The sequence below is a fragment of the Pseudalgibacter alginicilyticus genome (assembly GCF_001310225.1).
In the GTDB taxonomy this organism is placed as follows: domain Bacteria; phylum Bacteroidota; class Bacteroidia; order Flavobacteriales; family Flavobacteriaceae; genus Pseudalgibacter; species Pseudalgibacter alginicilyticus.
This window is the reverse complement of the sequence record NZ_CP012898.1, coordinates 3693708-3711850: the sequence shown is the minus strand read 5'-3', so window position 1 is coordinate 3711850 and position 18143 is coordinate 3693708. Positions and strand designations below refer to the sequence as shown.

Below are 18143 nucleotides of genomic sequence, written 5' to 3'. Positions count from 1 at the left end.
AAAATTCTATGAGATATGATACATAATACCCACTTAAAACAGAAAACACCTTTATTAGTGCTTCTTGTGCTGCTAATAGGTTTATCATCTTGTGGTTCTTATCAATATATAGGGGTTGAAAATGATGGCATTTATGGAGGACAAACTTCTGATTATTACGAGGAGGTTGAGGTTCAAAAAAATGCAAATAACAATAATTATTACCAAAATTATTTTAAAGAAAAATCATTAGAATATGATAATTACATCCAAAATGATCCTTCTATATTTACAGATATTGATAGTTACGAAAGTGATAATTATACAGAAAACACCTCTTTAGATACTAATGATTACCAAGGCTATGCTGGATGGGGTCAAGATAGTAACAATGTGGTTATAAACTACCACAACACGGGATGGAATACCTGGGGTATGCATGCTGGCTTTGGCTGGGGATGGAACTACTGGGGCATGAATAGATGGAACAATTGGGGAGGTTTTTACGATCCTTTTTGGGGGTCGCCATATTACGGTAATGGTTTTGGAGGCTACTACAATAGCTGGTCTTATTACAGCCCATTTGGCTTTGGTTACCACCACGCCCCTTACAACTATTATAGATATGGAAATCCTTACAGATATAATAATTATTATGGTAATCGGTATTATAATAACAGTGTTTCGTACAGTGCCACAAGACGCAGTGGTATATCTTCAAATAACGCGAGTTTGAGCAGACGAAATAGCACCTCAAACACCGCAAGTAGATATTCTTCTAACACTTCAAGATATAGTACAACGGATAGACGAAGCAGCGCTACCACAAGCAGCTCCACTACAGCAAGCAGAAGTAGTTACCCAACAACTTCCACTTCAAGTAGTACTGTTAGAAGAGGCTCTAGTGTTTCTTCACCAGCTTCCAACTCTACAAGTAGAACATCTACTGTAAGAAGAACTACCACAACACCAACAACCAATAGTAACTATACAAGAAGAAGTTCTTCAAGCTATAGCACACCAACAACAACCTCAAGATCTTCAACTTATAGCACCCCTAGCAGCTCTTCATCATCCAGTAGCACTAGATCTTCATCAAGTAGTTCAAGTAGTAGAAGTTCTGGATCATCAAGTAGCAGCTCAAGACGTCGATAAGTATAAAAAACAAAAATAATTATATGAAAAAGTTAAACCTACTGTTCATAAGCATATTGTCTGTGTCTTTTTTGAACGCACAAAACATAACGGATGCCCTAAGGTATTCTCAAAACGAAATACAAGGGACTGCTCGATACAGAGCCTTAAGTGGTGCTTTTGGAGCCTTAGGTGGCGACATGAGTGCCGTGAGTGCAAACCCAGCAAGTTCTGCTATATTTAATCAAAGCCATGCTTCTTTTTCAGCGTCTAATTCTAATACCCGAAATGATACAAGGTATTTTAATGGCATGGGAAATTCTTCTGCGTCTAACTTTGATATTAGTCAAGGTGGTGCTGCCTTTGTTTTTGCCAGTAATAAATCACTATGGAAAAAATTCTCTTTTGGAATTGCCTATGATAAAACTAATAATTTTGAAGATACGTGGTATGCAGCAGGAACTAATACTAATGATGATGGAAACTTTAGTAACTCAATAGCTAGTTATTTTTATGATTATGCTAATAATCCAAGTATACCAGTAAGGTTAGGAGACATTTCTTTATTAACTAATGAAACCAAAAATCAAGCCTATGCTGATATAGGCTCTGTTTTTGGAAATACACATCAACAAGCTTTTTTAGGTTACCAATCTTTTATTTTAGACGCTGATGATGATAATGACGACAATAACACATCTTATTATGCTAATGTGGGAACTGGGAATTTTACTCATGATTACACCTATGCTTCTACTGGTTACAATGGAAAAATTGCCTTCAATTTAGCAGCTCAATATAATGATAACTTATACTTGGGGCTAAACTTAAATTCTCATTTTTTAAACTATAATAAATCCACACTTTTAGTTGAAACAAATGCAAATGGAGAAGCTATAAACTTCATAGAATTTGAAAACAATTTATCAACTACGGGTTCTGGGTTTTCTTTTCAATTAGGAGGCATCATCAAAGTAACAAACGAATTTAGAATTGGATTAACTTACGACTCTCCAATATGGTATACTATTGAAGAAGAGACTTCTCAGTATTTAGACACCAATGCGCTTATTGATGGTAATTACAATCCAATAAATCCACAAACAACTAATGTTTACCCTCAATACAAACTCCAAACCCCTGGAAAATTCACAGGAAGCTTGGCTTATGTGTTTGGAACCCAAGGTTTATTGAGTTTCGATTATTCACGTAAAGATTATAGCGCAACCCAATTTAAACCAACAAACGATCCTGATTTTCAAGTTGAAAATGCAAATATTTCAGACAAACTAGATGCAGCTTCAACCTATAGATTAGGTGGGGAATACAAACTTCAACAATTTAGTTTTAGAGGTGGTTACCGTTTTGAAGAAAGTCCATACAAAGACGGTATAACAGTTGGCAATTTAAATGGCTATTCTTTGGGTATTGGTTATAACTTTGGAAACACCAAATTAGATCTTACATACGACCAGTCTAAACGCACCTATGAAACGCCATTATACAGCGTTGGGTTATTAGAAACCGTTGATATAGATAGAAAAAATTCTAATGTTATATTATCACTAAGTTTCAACATTTAAACTGAAATTTTAAAAAAACTTAAGCCTGGATATTAAAATATTCAGGCTTTTTTATTCACTTTGTAATTAAACTAACAAATTTCAGACTAACACTTGTATTAAATGTTTACTAATACAAAACATAACAAATGTGTTTTGCTTATCTTTGCAGACCAAAAACACGACTTTTTTTAAAAAAGAAAAATGGATAATAATTTAGAAAAAATTGAATCATTAGGCGATGACCATATTGGTACTTCTGAAAATACGCCTATGCGCCAAGATGCTTTTAAGCTTACCACTGAAGAAAAAATGGACATTATAAAGGATGATGTGCGCCACATTATGGAAACATTAGGCTTAGATTTGAGTGATGATAGTCTTAGTGGTACTCCAAATAGAGTGGCTAAAATGTTTGTAAAAGAAATTTTTAGTGGCTTAGATCCAAATAAAAAACCAAAATCTTCTACTTTCGACAACAAGTATAAATATGGCGAAATGTTAGTTGAAAAAAATATAACCGTTTATTCTACTTGCGAACACCATTTATTGCCAATTGTAGGAAGGGCACACATTGCTTATATTTCTAACGGAACCGTTGTTGGTTTATCTAAAATGAATCGTATTGTTGATTATTTTGCTAAAAGACCACAAGTTCAAGAACGACTAACTATTCAAATTGTTAGAGAACTACAAGAGGTGCTAAACACTAAAGATGTAGCTTGTATCATTGATGCTAAACATTTATGTGTAAATTCAAGAGGTATTAGAGATATTGAGAGTAGTACAGTGACTTCTGAATTTGGAGGAAAATTTAAAGACATGGCTACACGCCGTGAGTTTCTTGATTATATTAAATTAGAAACCAAATTTTAGTTTATTTTTAATAATTCCAAGTATACAACATATTTTCAATGCAACTTTTCGAAAATCAACAAATTCATTTATACAACTCCTTATCTGGTAAAAAAGAAGTTTTCAAACCTATAAATGAAGGTCATATTGGTATGTACGTTTGTGGCCCTACGGTTTATAGCAATGTACATTTAGGAAACGTAAGAACCTTTATGTCTTTTGACATGATTTTTCGTTACTTAAAACATTTAGGATATAAGGTTCGCTATGTTAGAAACATTACAGATGCGGGACATTTAGAAAATGATGCAGATGTGGGAGAAGATAAAATCACTAAAAAAGCACGTTTAGAGCAGATAGAACCCATGGAAGTTGTACAACGCTATACCGTTGATTTTCATAACATATTAAACACCTTTAATTTTTTACCACCAAGTATTGAACCTACAGCAACAGGCCACATTATCGAGCAAATTGAATTAATAAACACCATTATTGAAAACGGTTACGCCTATGTAGTAAATGGCTCTGTATATTTTGATGTACACAAATTTAACGAAACCAATGATTACGGTAAATTGAGCAAACGTAAACTTGATGATTTAATTCATAATACACGTGCGTTGGACGGGCAAAGTGATAAAAAAAACCCACAAGATTTTGCTCTTTGGAAAAAAGCTGAACCACAACATATCATGCGTTGGCCATCCCCTTGGAGTGATGGGTTTCCTGGCTGGCATTTAGAATGTACCGCTATGAGTACCAAATATTTGGGTGATCGTTTTGATATTCATGGTGGTGGTATGGATTTAAAATTCCCGCATCACGAATGTGAAATAGCTCAAAACGAAGCTGCCAAAGGACAATCACCTGTAAATTATTGGATGCATGCTAACATGCTGGAATTAAACGGACAGCGCATGTCTAAATCTACAGGAAATACCATTAACCCTGAAGAATTATTATCTGGAAACAATAAGTTTTTTAGCAAAGCATATGCACCAAGTGTTATTCGTTTTTTTATAGCACAGTCGTCTTACAGAAGTGTTTTAGATTTAACCGATGATGGATTATCTGCTAGTGAAAAAGGCTTTTTTAGGTTGATGGATGCCATCAATCTTCTAAATAACTTAAAAGCTTCAAGCAGCTCATCTTTAAACATAAACAACTGGAAACAAAAATGTTATGACGCTATGAATGATGATTTTAATTCACCTATTTTAATAGCTCATTTATTTGAAGGCGTTAAGTACATCAACCAAATAAAAGAAGGATCACAAACAGTTACAGTTGCAGACTTACAAACATTAAAAGACACTTTAAACACTTTTGCCTTTGATGTTTTAGGACTTGAAAATGTCACAAAAAAAGAAACAGGAACTGATAAATTAACCGCAGCAGTTGATATTTTAATCAAATTACGTCAAGACGCTAGAGCCAACAAAGATTTTGCTTTATCTGATAAAATTCGAGATGAATTAGCTGGTGCTGGTATTGTACTTAAAGACGGAAAAGAAGGGACCACATTTTCTGTAAACTAATTTTTATGACACTTAGGTTTACGATTGTCTAAATTTATTTCTGGCGTAACAAAATTAATAATTTCATATAATACTAGTCTCAATAAAGACTAAGGCAATTAAATGTTTTATTTTAATAGTATTTCTACTGCGTTCAATGTAGCACTTAGTTTTTTCAACGTACAAATTAAAACTGAGGTAAAAGTAAGAATCAATTATTTTAAAATTAAGTTCAATTAAAAAATTTCCTCTTCCAAGGAAATGACACATGAAAAAACTACTCATAGCACCGTTTTTATTTTTAATAAAAGTGTATCAATCACTGATATCCCCTTTAACGCCAGCTACCTGTAGATATCATCCCACATGCTCTAACTATACCAAGGAAGCCTTAAAAAAACATGGTTTATGTAAAGGTGGTTGGTTAGCTATAAAGCGTATTTTTAGCTGCCATCCTTGGGGAGGTTCTGGTTATGATCCCGTTCCATAAAAGCATACATTCTATCATGTCCAAAAAGCACCTAATAAAATATGAATTTAAAAATTGACAGGTTTATATTATCCATAATAGCTGTTATAACCATAGCTTATTTTTTTCCACAATGGGGTTCACAAGATAGTGACGTGCCTATTGATCTAATTAGCACAGTAGGTATTTCTCTTATTTTCTTCTTTTATGGTCTTAAATTGAGTCCTACTAAATTAAAAGCTGGACTCAAAAACTGGAAATTACATGCCCTCATACAACTATCTACGTTTTTAATATTTCCATTACTAATTCTATTATTTAGACCTCTAATTCAAAATAATGAACATGAAACAATTTGGTTGGCTTTCTTTTTTTTAGCTGCACTTCCTTCAACTGTTTCTTCTTCGGTAGTAATGGTATCTATTGCAAAAGGCAATATACCAGCAGCTATATTTAACGCAAGTATCTCAGGTATTATTGGCATAGCCATTACACCGCTATGGATGGGTTTATTTATAGATAACTCTCAAACTCATTTTGATTTTACCGATATATATATAAAACTTATTCTTCAAATTATTCTACCAGTAATCCTGGGTCTTTTTTTACAGCGCTTTTGGGGTGATTTTGCTCAAAAACACAACAAAAAACTAACACGGTTCGATAAGTCTGTCATCCTATTAATAATTTATAAGAGTTTTGCAGAATCTTTCAGTGAAAACATTTTCAGTAGCGTATCTGTTATAGACTTAATGTTGCTTTTGGTAGGGGTGCTTTTTTTATTTTATCTCGTTTTTTATCTAACAGGTGCTTTATCAAAAATTTTGTGTTTTGACAAAGAAGACCAAATAACAGCACAATTTTGCGGAACAAAAAAATCATTAGTACACGGTACTGTTTTTTCTAAAATATTATTTGCAAACATGGCAACAATAGGTATCATATTACTTCCTCTAATGCTATTCCATGCTATACAATTATTAATAATTAGTATGATTGCTTCAAAAAAATCCAGAGCTATTTAGAGATAGAAATAAAAACTTTTATGAGTTCTTTTCTTGATGTGGTTTAAACTTTAAGTTTATATAAATAAACCAAAGCTAACACAGAAAAACAATTAACTGATTTACAACTCTATTTTATACATTTGACAGTATAAATAATTTCAATTACCTTCGTTTAACAAGTAATAAAGTTCATCTACACTAAACGTGGTTTCTGTATTAAAATAGAATATTATGGTTAATCAAACTAAAAACCATCAGAATAATATATGACTAACGAAATAATAATTGCTATAACATCTACATCCTTTGTTTGGGCAATCATACTTTTAATTTTACTGACTAATATAAAGAAGAAAAACATTGAAATTCTTAAAAATCAAGAAATTGACTTTGAAAAAGAAAAAAACCAAATACTTGACAGACTAAGAACTGAAAAACACTCTGAATTTAATAAGGGGTATGAATTAGGTACAGGGGAGTCTGACTTTATAGTTCAAGTAGAACCTTATAAAAACACTATTGGAAAAAAGGGATATTTCCAAAATAGTCAAGTCATGGAAATTGGGTACATCTATCGCTTGTTTGTTAAAGGAATTCCAAGTCTTGACCCACATATTCAAATTGTGGAAAAAATAAAAATAAGTGACTTAAATGAACAAAACGTAAATTCTGCAATTGAAAAGTTAGATATACTAATAAGTAAAATTCCAAGTCCACATTTGAGATTAGTTGGAAATGTTAAAGATTTTGGAACTAAGATATTAAAATCGATAAAAACAAAACGTAAATAGAAATTTCTCATAATACTGTGCATAAATGCTTGTTTAATGAATAACAAACTAAAAAAAATAATTATGCGTTTAGTATCTCTAATTTTACTAAAAAACTCATTTCACCCCTACTCTATTCTTATTATGCATTTAACCTGATAAAAATTTTACTTTTCAGGAATTTGCTTTAAAATCTCCAACACAAATTTCCAATATTTTTGAACTGATGAAATTTGAGCACGTTCATCAGGAGAGTGAGCACCTTTTATAGTTGGCCCAAAACTTATCATATCCATGTAAGGATAATTTTGTCCAAGAATACCACATTCTAATCCTGCATGGCAAGCAGCCACATGTGGTTTTTCTCCGTTTAAATCTTCGTAAATCTGGGTCATTATTTTTAAAATAGGTGATTGCATATTTGGTGTCCAACCCGGGTAATCGCCAGAAAACTCTACTTCACAACCAGTAAGTTCAAAAGTGGCACGAAGTGTATTCGCTAAATCTATTTTAGAACTCTCTACTGAAGAACGCGTTAAGCATCCAATATAAATGCACCCTTCTTTAACTACAACTCGCGCGATATTATTTGAGGTTTCAACCAAATCTGGAATATCAGCACTCATTCGGTACACACCATTTATAGCGGCATACATAGCTCTAGTAAATCCTTCTTGAACACCTAAATCCATAATCTTTTCGGGAGAGTCAACTTTAGAGATGTGAATCTCTAAATCAGGCTCCATAGTTTTTAATTCTTTTTTTATGTATTGAGATTCCTGAGCCATTTCCATAATAAAAGCATCTTCATGAATAGCATCAATAGCTACAATAGCTTTACTTTCTCGTGGAATGGCATTACGCAAACTCCCACCATCAATTTCTGAAATTCGCAAACCAAAATTCTCAAAACCATCAAACAACAAACGATTCATTATTTTATTAGCATTCCCTAAACCTTCATGAATTTGCATCCCAGAATGGCCACCTTGTAACCCTTTAACACTAATAGCATACCCTATTTTAAATTCGGGTGTTTCTTCTTCATTATAATCTCTTGTTGCTGTTATATCCATACCTCCAGCACACCCTACACCAATTTCATCATCTTCTTCAGTGTCTAAATTTAAAAGTATGCCCCCAGATAGCAAACCGCTTTTCAAACCCATAGCTCCCGTCATTCCCGTTTCTTCATCAATAGTAAATAAAGCTTCTATAGCTGGATGCGGAAACTCATTACTTTCTAATATAGCCATAATAGTAGCAACACCCAAACCGTTATCTGCACCAAGCGTTGTGCCTTTAGCACGTACCCAATCACCATCCACATACATATCAATGCCTTGAGTATCAAAATTAAAAACAGTATCATTATTTTTTTGATGCACCATATCTAAATGCGATTGCATGACTATGGCCATTCTATTTTCCATACCTGCAGTTGCAGGTTTTTTTATAATAACATTACCTACTTCATCTACTATAGTTTCCAACCCTAAACTTTTACCAAAATCTTTCATAAACGCTATAACACGCTCCTCTTTTTTTGAAGGTCTAGGCACCGCATTTAAGTCGGCAAATTTGTTCCATAATTGTTGTGGCTGAAGGTTTCTTATTTCTTGGCTCATAATTTAAAAGATAAGTTGTAAAGGTAATAAGACCTGTTAAGTCTAAAAAATTGTTGATACATTTTATTACTTTTGAAACATGCTAAAAAACAAAAAAATAATCATAGCGCTTTCCTTGATTCCTCAATACTTATTAGTTAAATATTTAGCGCAATTCCCTGTATTTATTGAAACCTATTATAGCAATGGAATTTACCCTTATATTTCAAAAATTTTCAGGTATGTTCTGGGGTGGATCCCATTTTCATTTGGAGATTTGGTATATGCTTTTGCCATTATTTATATTTTAAGATGGTTATATACGAATAGAAAACGAGTTTTAAAAGACACTAAAAATTGGCTTATAGACATATGCTGTGCTTTGGCAATTGTTTATTTTGCATTTCATTTGTTTTGGGGGATGAATTATTACCGATTACCACTCAATGTTAATTTAGGGCTTGAAGCAGATTATAATACAGAACAACTGGTTTCTGTAACTGAAAAACTGATAACAAAAGCTAATTCATTACACCATTTATTAGCAAAAAACGACAGTTTAAAAGTTGATATACCCTACAACAAAGAAACCATATTAAAAATGGCACCTGATGGCTACGATGCATTAAAAAAAGAATTTCCGCATTTAGAATACCATCCAAGAAGTGTAAAAAAATCATTATTTAGCTATCCTCTTACTTATATGGGTTTTAGTGGTTATTTAAACCCACTTACTAATGAAGCCCAAGTAGATGCTCTGATTCCGACATATAAATTCCCCACAACAACTTCGCACGAAATGGCCCATCAATTGGGTTACGCTGCTGAAAATGAAGCTAATTTTATTGGATGCTTAGCTGCTATTAATCATCCTGACATTTACTTTGAATATGCTGGTCATGCATTTGCATTACGCTTTTGCTTAAATGAAATTTACAAACGTGATGAAGCGCTTTATGAAATTACCGTAAAAAAAGTTAACTACGGAATTTTAGAAAACTATAAAGAAGTGCGTACATTCTGGGAAGCCCATCAAAATCCTGCTGAACCTTACTTTAAATTATTTTATAGTAACTTTTTAAAAGCGAACAAACAAAGTAAAGGAATGGAAAGTTATAGTTATGTTGTAGCACTATTAACTAACTATTTTAATGAAAGATAATCACAAAAAGTTAAAAAACGTTAATAATTATTTAACAAAACATCAATTTCTATATTTTTAACGAAAATCAACATCCCTATGATGAAAAAAAACGTATGGTTCATTGTATTATTATTTTCAATAGCTACTAACGCCCAAGAGTATTTCCCTAAAAATGATGGTGTAAAAACTACAAACACAAATTACACCGCAATTACAAATGCAAAAATATTCGTTACACCTACTCAGATTATTGAAAAAGGAACTTTATTGATTAAAGACGGAAAAATAATTGATTCTGGCACAGAAGTAACTATCCCCAAAAACACAACCGTTTTTAATTTAGATGGCAAAAGTATTTACCCATCGTTTATAGATATATTCTCAGATTTTGGAGTTGAAAAACCAAAACGAGCTCCAAGTAGTTCCCAATCACAATACGATGCCAGCAGAACTGGTTATTATTGGAATGACCATATTATGCCTGAAAATGAAGCCTTTTCAAAATTCAATTTCGATTCACAAAAAGCAAAAGAATTATTAAATGCTGGTTTTGGCGTGGTTAACACACATATTCAAGATGGTATACACCGAGGTACAGGAACACTTGTAGCATTAAACAATAAAGATGGAAATGAAATACGTATTATTAAACAAAATTCGGCACAATATTTATCACTCAGCCGAAGTTTGGCATCAAGACAGGTATACCCTGGATCCATCATGGGGCGCATAGCACTACTAAAACAACTATACTTAGATGCTGATTGGTATGCTAAAGGATTAAGTAAAACTAAAGATTTATCTTTAGAAGCTTTAAATAGAAATAAAGACTTGGTTCAAATTTTTGACGCTGGCAGTAAAACGAATGCCTTAAGAGCCGATAAAATTGGGGATCAATTTGGCATTCAATATATAATTTTAGGTGGAGGAGATGAATACGAACGTATTGCTGAAATAAAAAAAACAAATGCATCTTTTATAATTCCTATAAATTTTCGAGATGCTTATGATGTTGAAAATAGTTTTTTAACAAACTCATTATCATTAAGCGATATGAGAGCTTGGAATCAAGAACCAAGCAACCCTAAAATTTTAGCTGCAAACGGTATCAATTTTGCATTAACAACTCATGAATTAAAATCACCAAGTGAATTTAAAAACAAATTAATTAAAGCTATTGAAAGCGGTTTTTCTAAAGAAAAAGCCCTAGAAGCACTTACTGTTATTCCTGCAAAATTGTTAGGTCAATCGTCTAATATAGGCTCTTTAAACAATGGAGCTTTTGCTAATTTTTTAATTACTAATGGTGATATTTTTGACAAAAAAACCATCCTCTATGAAAATTGGGTTCAGGGACAACAAAATATAATCACCACTATGAATACCAAAGACATTTTAGGTGATTATGAATTTAGCTTATCTGATGCAACTTTCAAATTATCCATACAAGGTGACACAGGAAAACTTAAATCTAAAATAACGAGTGATGACAAAACTTTGGGTTCTAAAATTAGTTATGATGATATTTGGCTACAAATCACAATGACTGAATTAGATACTACTTCACAAAGTTTTATTAGAATACGTGCTTACGCCGAAAAAGATAAATCTCTTGTAGGTACAGCTGTTTTTTCCAACGGAAGCGAAACCTCTTTTTTAGCTAAAAAAATTAATAAAGAAACCAAAGAGGATATCGATGACAAAATGAGCACAGAGAAAAACACAACATCTATCCCTGAATCTGTAGCTATAACCTATCCTAATATGGCTTATGGATTTAAAACACTTCCAAAGCAAGAAACACTACTTTTTAAAAATGCAACAGTTTGGACCAGTGAAAAAGAAGGTATTTTAAAAAACACGGATGTACTAATTAAAAATGGAAAAATAGCAAAAATTGGCAGTAATATCTCGGATGCTAGTGCTAAAATTATTGACGCTACAGGCAAACATTTAACGGCTGGAATAATTGACGAACACTCTCATATTGGAACAGATTCTGTAAATGAAAATGGACAAAATTCATCTGCCGAGGTTAGTATTGAAGATGTTATTGATGCCGAAGACATTAATGTTTACAGAGACCTTGCTGGTGGCGTTACAACCATTCAAATATTACATGGTTCTGCAAACCCTATTGGTGGGCAATCTGCCATTGTAAAATTAAAGTGGGGCGAATCTGCAGATAATTATATCTATGACAATTCACCAAAGTTTATCAAATTTGCTTTAGGAGAAAATGTAAAACAATCGAGGTACTCAAACGGAGTTCGTTTTCCTCAATCAAGAATGGGGGTTGAACAAGTATACATAGATTATTTTACACGCGCAAAAGAATATGATAAGTTAAAAAAAAGTGGTAAACCATATAGAAAGGACTTAGAAATGGAAGTGCTTTCTGAAATTTTAAATAAAGAACGTTTTATTACTTGTCACTCCTACGTACAAAGTGAAATAAATATGCTTATGAAAGTTGCTGAAAAATTCAACTTCAAGATTAATACATTCACTCATATTTTAGAAGGCTATAAAGTAGCTGATAAAATGGCTGAACACGGCGTTGGGGGTTCTACCTTTAGCGATTGGTGGGCATACAAATTTGAAGTTAATGATGCCATACCTTATAATGCATCAATAATGCATCATGCGGGTGTAACTGTAGCCATTAATAGTGATGATGCCGAAACCTCTCGACGATTAAATCAAGAAGCTGGAAAAACTATTAAATATGGTGGTATGAGTGAAGAAGAAGCATGGCAATTTATAACATTAAACCCTGCTAAATTACTTCATATTGATAATCGTGTAGGAAGCATTAAAGTTGGCAAAGATGCTGATATTGTATTATGGTCAGACCACCCAATGTCTATTTACGCAAAAGCAGAAAAAACAATTATTGAAGGAGCAACATACTTTGATTTAGAACGCGATACAATGATGCGAGAAGAAATTAAAAAAGAAAAAGCAGAATTAATAAATCAAATGCTCAAAGCAAAAAATAGAGGTTTAAAAACGCAACCCATAAAGAAAAAAGTAAAAGAATTAATGCATTGCGACCATATAGATCATGACCATAACTAAAACCAAAAAAATGAAATTATTCAATATATATATTACACTCGCATGCCTATTACTTTTTGTGTCAATTCATGCCCAACAAACACCTGCAAAAAAACAAACAAAAGCAATTTCTATTGAAGGAGCTACGGCACATTTAGGAAATGGAGAGCTAATTGAAAACGCGCTTATCATGTTTGAGGACGGCAAAATTACTTTTATTGGTAGTGCCATGACTAAAATAGCACGTATTGGCAATATTATTAATGCTCAAGGAAAACATATTTATCCAGGCTTTATTGTTCCAAATTCAACGCTTGGTTTAGTTGAAATAGATGCCGTTAAAGCATCTGATGATGACTCTGAGTTTGGAAGCTGGAACCCACATATTAGAAGTTTGATTGCCTATAATGCAGAATCTAAAATTGTAGAATCTATGAGGCCAAACGGTGTTTTGATAGGGCAAATTACACCACGAGGTGGGCGTATTTCTGGAACATCTTCTGTTGTTCAATTTGATGCATGGAATTGGGAAGATGCAGCAATTAAAGTAGATGACGGTATACATATGAATTGGCCAAATACCTTTATCAGAAATCAGATAAATAGCAAATATGCTGAACAAATTATTGAAATAACCAATAACTTTAACAATGCAAAAGCCTATTTAAAAGAAAATCAACCCGTTAAAAATCTTCCCTATGAAGCCCTAAAAGGCTTATTTGATGGAACAAAAAAACTATATATAAACGCAGATGACGAAAAAAGCATTATCGATGCTATTAATTTTTCAAATCAAAATGAAATCAAACATTTAGTTATTGTTGGGGGCCGAGAGGCTTATAAAGTTGCTGATAAATTAAAAGACAACCAAGTTTCTGTTATTTTAAACCGTACACTTAGCTTACCTGAAAACACTGATGATGACTACAATTTGCCATTGAAAGTAGCTAAACCATTAGTAGACAACGGTGTTTTAGTTGCTTTGCAAGTAGCTGGAGGACGTATGGAACGCATGAATTCCAGGAATTTGCCTTTTTATGCAGGAACTACTGTTGCCCATGGTTTGACTAAAGAACAAGCTTTGCAATTAATTACGTCTAATCCTGCTAAAATTTTAGGAATAAATGATTTGTATGGCACTTTAGAAGTTGGGAAAAGTGCTACCCTTTTTATCTCAGAAGGTGACGCTTTAGATATGCGAACAAATTTACTTACACACGCTTTTATTGATGGACGTCTAATAAGTTTAGAAACTCATCAAACTGAATTATGGAAACGATACTCTGAAAAATATAATAATCAGTAAAAAATAAAAAAGCGAGTTAAAAACTCGCTTTTTTATTTTTTTACAACTACTCTATCACTTCAGCACCTTCTTCTGGAATATCAAAAAGTGCATCCTCAGGTTTTTCTTTAGAAACTTTTACGTTTATAAATTCATTTTCACCACGAGCTGTAGTAGGCAAATTATTTTCATAGTTATAACTTACCATTGTTTTTGGCAATAATAAACCGTTTACATCTTGCCAATCACTATAACGTCTAAAATGTAATTCTTTAGCTTTTTCATTAGTAAAAAAAGTAACCGTATAGCCCAACCACGCCATTTTAAAAGTTTCTGGATTATAATACAGAACGTACTCATCTTCTGGTGACTCACCAATACCAGCATCATAAGAAATACCAATACCAGGGTAGGTTTTACCTTCAAACACTAAAGGTTCTGCTTCTTTGTAATTAATACCATCATCAGCCAAAATAAAAGGCATTGCATAAAAATAAAACATAAGGTTGTAATAAAACTTTGGTTTTCCTTTATAAGGCTTGTCTTCTTTATTAAGCAACCATACATCTTTTCCATTATAGCCTAAAGCATGGCTTGGAGTTTCAATTAGCGACTTTCTACTTTGCAGATTTGTTGTAGTTATTTCGTTTCCACTCTCTTTAGGCATGGTAAACTCTAACGATTTCATAGACTTCCAAGTATCTAAACCACCATGAGCATCAAATATTTTTATTAAATTTTCTGGATATCTATTGGGTGCTATACTTATATTTTCTTCTTCTGTAACAACTGTTGTTGTTGTTTTATTTTTACAAGCAAATATTGAAATAGCTAAAGTTAAAAGGATAATTTTTTTCATGTGTGAGGTTTTAAGTTTTTATCTTTGACGAAGTTAGTTGAATACCATTACAATAAAAAAAAGGGATTTAATTTTTATGAAACTTTTAAGTATAAAACCATAGCCAGTAACACCTATTTTAGTTAAATATCTTAAAAATAATAATATTAGAAACTAATTTTTATAACTTAACTTTTTTGATTTGTCACTTATGAAGTATTTACTCTTGTTTTTTTGTTTTTCCTTAAGTTTATCTACTGCTGCTCAAAATTTTAAAGCAACAGACAGTATACAATTACCCCCTTATTTAAGTTTGATTCCATATATTAATAAAGCCCCTTCTGGACTTAAAACAAATTTAAAAGTAAATCCTTTTTCCATAAATCAATTAGATAAAATGAGTCAAAGACATTTTGTTAAAAGCCCTAAAAATCTAAATAAAAACTTTTCTTTTTTAGAATTTCCTACTATAGATTTAAAAAAAGAATTGCAAAATGTTATGCATAAAATCCCTGGAGAAACCGTTATGGCCGGACCTAAGGGTTTTACACTATAAGCTTTATTTTACTGACAACGTATTATATTTTGATGATTGTTCTATTTAATTATTGATTATAATTAAATTACTTTTGTTTTTATAATGAGCAAACAAATTACCAGCATACAAAACCCCTTTATCAAACAACTCGCACAGTTAAAAGACAAGTCGCGAGAACGCAAAAAAACCGGCACTTTTTTAATTGAAGGTGCTCGAGAAATTTCATTAGCCGTTAAGGGAGGCTACAAATTAGAAACCGTATTGTATTATCCTGAATTATTTTCAGAATATCAGCTAAGCGATTTAAAAGCCAAAATAAAAACCAGCTCCACAGAAGCTCTAATCAACATTATTGAAATATCCAAAGAGGTCTATCAAAAATTAGCATATAGAGATACTACCGAAGGCGTTTTAGCCATTGCAAAAAGTAAAACACATCATTTAAATACTTTAAAATTCAGTACTGAAACCCCATTGATTTTAGTTGCCGAAGCACCTGAAAAACCGGGAAATATTGGTGCTATTTTAAGAACTGCAGATGCTGCCAATGTAGATGCTGTTATTATTGCCAATCCCAAAACAGATTTGTACAATCCTAATATTATCCGCTCTAGTGTGGGGTGCATATTTACAAATCAAATTACAACAGGAAATACCACCGAAATAATTCAATTCTTAAAGTCGGAAAACATTCATATTTATGCAGCTATTTTGCAAGAGTCTGTGGCCTATCATACCCAAGACTTTACAAAACCAACTGCTATTGTTGTTGGTACAGAAGCAACTGGTTTGAGCAATGAGTGGCGTACACATGCTACAAAAAATATTATTATACCTATGCAAGGTGAAATAGATTCAATGAATGTATCCGTTGCAGCAGGAATTCTTATTTTTGAAGCGAAAAGACAGCGAGGTTTTAAATAAAAGTAAATATATACCAAGAGGTTTGTAAAACGAAACTATATTTTCATAATAAATAAGAAATGATACTTGACAAAAACCAATTAATTCCTTGTTAATACTTTACCAATCATCCACTTTAACTACACTAAGTGTTACAGAATAGTTTAATTTAGCACCACAAATATTAAATATGACAGCAAACATTCTTTTTTTCATCATTATAGCCATAATTATTATCAATTTTATCATTGACAAAATATTAGATGCTTTAAATGCTAAACATTTTAATGATGCCCTTCCTGAAGAATTACAAAATGTTTATGATACTGAAGACTACCAAAAATCGCAACGCTATAAAAAGACTAATTATAAATTTGGATTACTCACTTCCACATTTTCTATCCTGCTAACTTTAGGGTTTTTAATTTTTGATGGCTTTGAGTTTGTTGATAATATAGCAAGAAGCTATAGTGACCACCCCATTATAATTGCCTTAATATTCTTTGGCATTATTATGATTGGAAGCGATATTATAACTACACCTTTTTCGTATTATAGTACTTTTGTTATTGAAGAAAAATTTGGTTTTAACAAAACCACCATTAAAACTTTCTTTTTAGACAAGGTAAAAGGCTGGCTCATGATGGCTACTGTTGGCGGTAGTATTCTGGCTTTAATTATTTGGTTTTATCAAATAACGGGCAACTCTTTTTGGTTATATGCTTGGGGACTGGTTACCGTATTTACGTTGTTTATGAATATGTTTTATTCTAAATTAATTGTACCACTATTTAATAAACAAACGCCATTAGAAGCAGGAAGTTTAAGAGATAAAATTTCAGAATATGCTACAAGCGTCGGTTTTAAATTAGACAAAATTTTTGTAATCGATGGCTCCAAACGCAGCACCAAAGCCAATGCATATTTTTCTGGTTTTGGAAGTGAAAAACGTGTCACGCTTTACGATACTTTGATTAATGATTTAGATGATGATGAAATTGTGGCTGTTTTAGCGCATGAAGTGGGGCATTATAAAAAGAAGCATATTATTTTTAACCTGTTTGCCTCTATTTTATTAACAGGATTAACGCTTTATATTTTATCGTTGTTTATTTCTAATCCCTTATTATCAAATGCCATAGGTGTTGAAATTCCTAGTTTTCATATTGGATTGATAGCTTTTGGAATGCTCTACTCGCCTATTTCAGAAATTACAGGACTCATTATGAACCTATTTTCAAGAAAATTTGAATACCAAGCCGATGATTATGCAAAAAACACCTATAAAGCTGAACCTTTGATTAGCTCGCTTAAAAAACTCTCTAAAAATAGTTTGAGTAATTTAACACCACATCCAGCCTATGTTTTTATGCATTATTCGCATCCAACATTGTTAAAACGCATACAGAATTTAAAAAGGTAATTTAAAACCCTCTGTTATTTTTACTTTTCAACCTCATCTAAGCTAAACT

Annotated in this window: 15 protein-coding genes; 13 read left to right on the top strand and 2 right to left on the bottom strand. The window is 32.3% G+C overall.

The window, feature by feature from the left end:
• Window positions 1-15: 15 nt before the first annotated feature.
• The 7 genes from APS56_RS15495 (at window position 16) to APS56_RS15470 (ending at window position 7317) form a co-directional block, all read left to right on the top strand.
• A complete protein-coding gene (locus APS56_RS15495) occupies window positions 16-1134 on the top strand; it encodes a hypothetical protein (protein ID WP_054730460.1) in 1119 nt (372 codons plus the stop codon).
• Between the two features lie 23 nt (window positions 1135-1157).
• Window positions 1158-2696: an OmpP1/FadL family transporter gene (locus APS56_RS15490; protein ID WP_054730457.1), complete on the top strand. Its 1539-nt coding sequence runs from the start codon at window positions 1158-1160 to the stop codon at window positions 2694-2696.
• Window positions 2697-2879: 183 nt separating this feature from the next.
• Complete coding sequence (folE, locus tag APS56_RS15485) at window positions 2880-3551, top strand: GTP cyclohydrolase I FolE (protein WP_054730454.1); 672 nt, start codon at window positions 2880-2882, stop codon at window positions 3549-3551.
• Between the two features lie 38 nt (window positions 3552-3589).
• Window positions 3590-5071, top strand: coding sequence for a cysteine--tRNA ligase (gene cysS / locus APS56_RS15480; RefSeq protein WP_054730451.1), 1482 nt, complete (start codon window positions 3590-3592; stop codon window positions 5069-5071).
• Window positions 5072-5318: 247 nt separating this feature from the next.
• Window positions 5319-5540 (top strand): membrane protein insertion efficiency factor YidD, encoded by a 222-nt coding sequence (yidD, locus tag APS56_RS16820; protein WP_082379378.1) that lies wholly within the window; start codon window positions 5319-5321, stop codon window positions 5538-5540.
• 41 nt (window positions 5541-5581) lie between these two features.
• A complete protein-coding gene (locus APS56_RS15475; RefSeq protein WP_054730447.1) occupies window positions 5582-6544 on the top strand; it encodes a bile acid:sodium symporter family protein in 963 nt (320 codons plus the stop codon).
• 248 nt (window positions 6545-6792) lie between these two features.
• Window positions 6793-7317, top strand: coding sequence for a hypothetical protein (locus tag APS56_RS15470; protein ID WP_054730445.1), 525 nt, complete (start codon window positions 6793-6795; stop codon window positions 7315-7317).
• A gap of 146 nt (window positions 7318-7463) precedes the next feature.
• Here APS56_RS15470 and APS56_RS15465 read toward each other — a convergent pair whose 3' ends face one another.
• Entirely contained in the window at window positions 7464-8924 is a 1461-nt protein-coding gene (locus APS56_RS15465; RefSeq protein ID WP_054730442.1) for an aminoacyl-histidine dipeptidase, read from the bottom strand.
• A gap of 79 nt (window positions 8925-9003) precedes the next feature.
• On the opposite strand from APS56_RS15465, the gene APS56_RS15460 reads away from it, so the two are divergent.
• The 3 genes from APS56_RS15460 (at window position 9004) to APS56_RS15450 (ending at window position 14413) form a co-directional block, all read left to right on the top strand.
• On the top strand, window positions 9004-10065 hold the full coding sequence (locus APS56_RS15460) for a DUF3810 domain-containing protein (RefSeq protein ID WP_054730439.1): 1062 nt from the start codon (window positions 9004-9006) through the stop codon (window positions 10063-10065).
• A gap of 81 nt (window positions 10066-10146) precedes the next feature.
• Window positions 10147-13128 carry an amidohydrolase family protein gene (locus APS56_RS15455; RefSeq protein ID WP_432416450.1) on the top strand — a complete coding sequence of 994 codons (2982 nt, stop codon included), beginning with the start codon at window positions 10147-10149 and terminating at the stop codon, window positions 13126-13128.
• 10 nt (window positions 13129-13138) lie between these two features.
• Window positions 13139-14413, top strand: coding sequence for an amidohydrolase family protein (locus APS56_RS15450; protein WP_054731438.1), 1275 nt, complete (start codon window positions 13139-13141; stop codon window positions 14411-14413).
• A gap of 46 nt (window positions 14414-14459) precedes the next feature.
• Here APS56_RS15450 and APS56_RS15445 read toward each other — a convergent pair whose 3' ends face one another.
• Window positions 14460-15251 carry a DUF6503 family protein gene (locus APS56_RS15445; protein ID WP_054730432.1) on the bottom strand — a complete coding sequence of 264 codons (792 nt, stop codon included), beginning with the start codon at window positions 15249-15251 and terminating at the stop codon, window positions 14460-14462.
• Between the two features lie 190 nt (window positions 15252-15441).
• Here APS56_RS15445 and APS56_RS15440 point away from each other — a divergent pair, with 190 nt between their 5' ends.
• The 3 genes from APS56_RS15440 to APS56_RS15430 all read left to right on the top strand — a co-directional run bounded on the left by APS56_RS15440 (window position 15442) and on the right by APS56_RS15430 (window position 18094).
• On the top strand, window positions 15442-15786 hold the full coding sequence (locus APS56_RS15440) for a hypothetical protein (protein WP_054730429.1): 345 nt from the start codon (window positions 15442-15444) through the stop codon (window positions 15784-15786).
• A gap of 84 nt (window positions 15787-15870) precedes the next feature.
• Window positions 15871-16692: a TrmH family RNA methyltransferase gene (locus APS56_RS15435; protein ID WP_054730425.1), complete on the top strand. Its 822-nt coding sequence runs from the start codon at window positions 15871-15873 to the stop codon at window positions 16690-16692.
• 169 nt (window positions 16693-16861) lie between these two features.
• Complete coding sequence (locus APS56_RS15430) at window positions 16862-18094, top strand: M48 family metallopeptidase (protein WP_054730422.1); 1233 nt, start codon at window positions 16862-16864, stop codon at window positions 18092-18094.
• Window positions 18095-18143 lie beyond the last annotated feature (49 nt).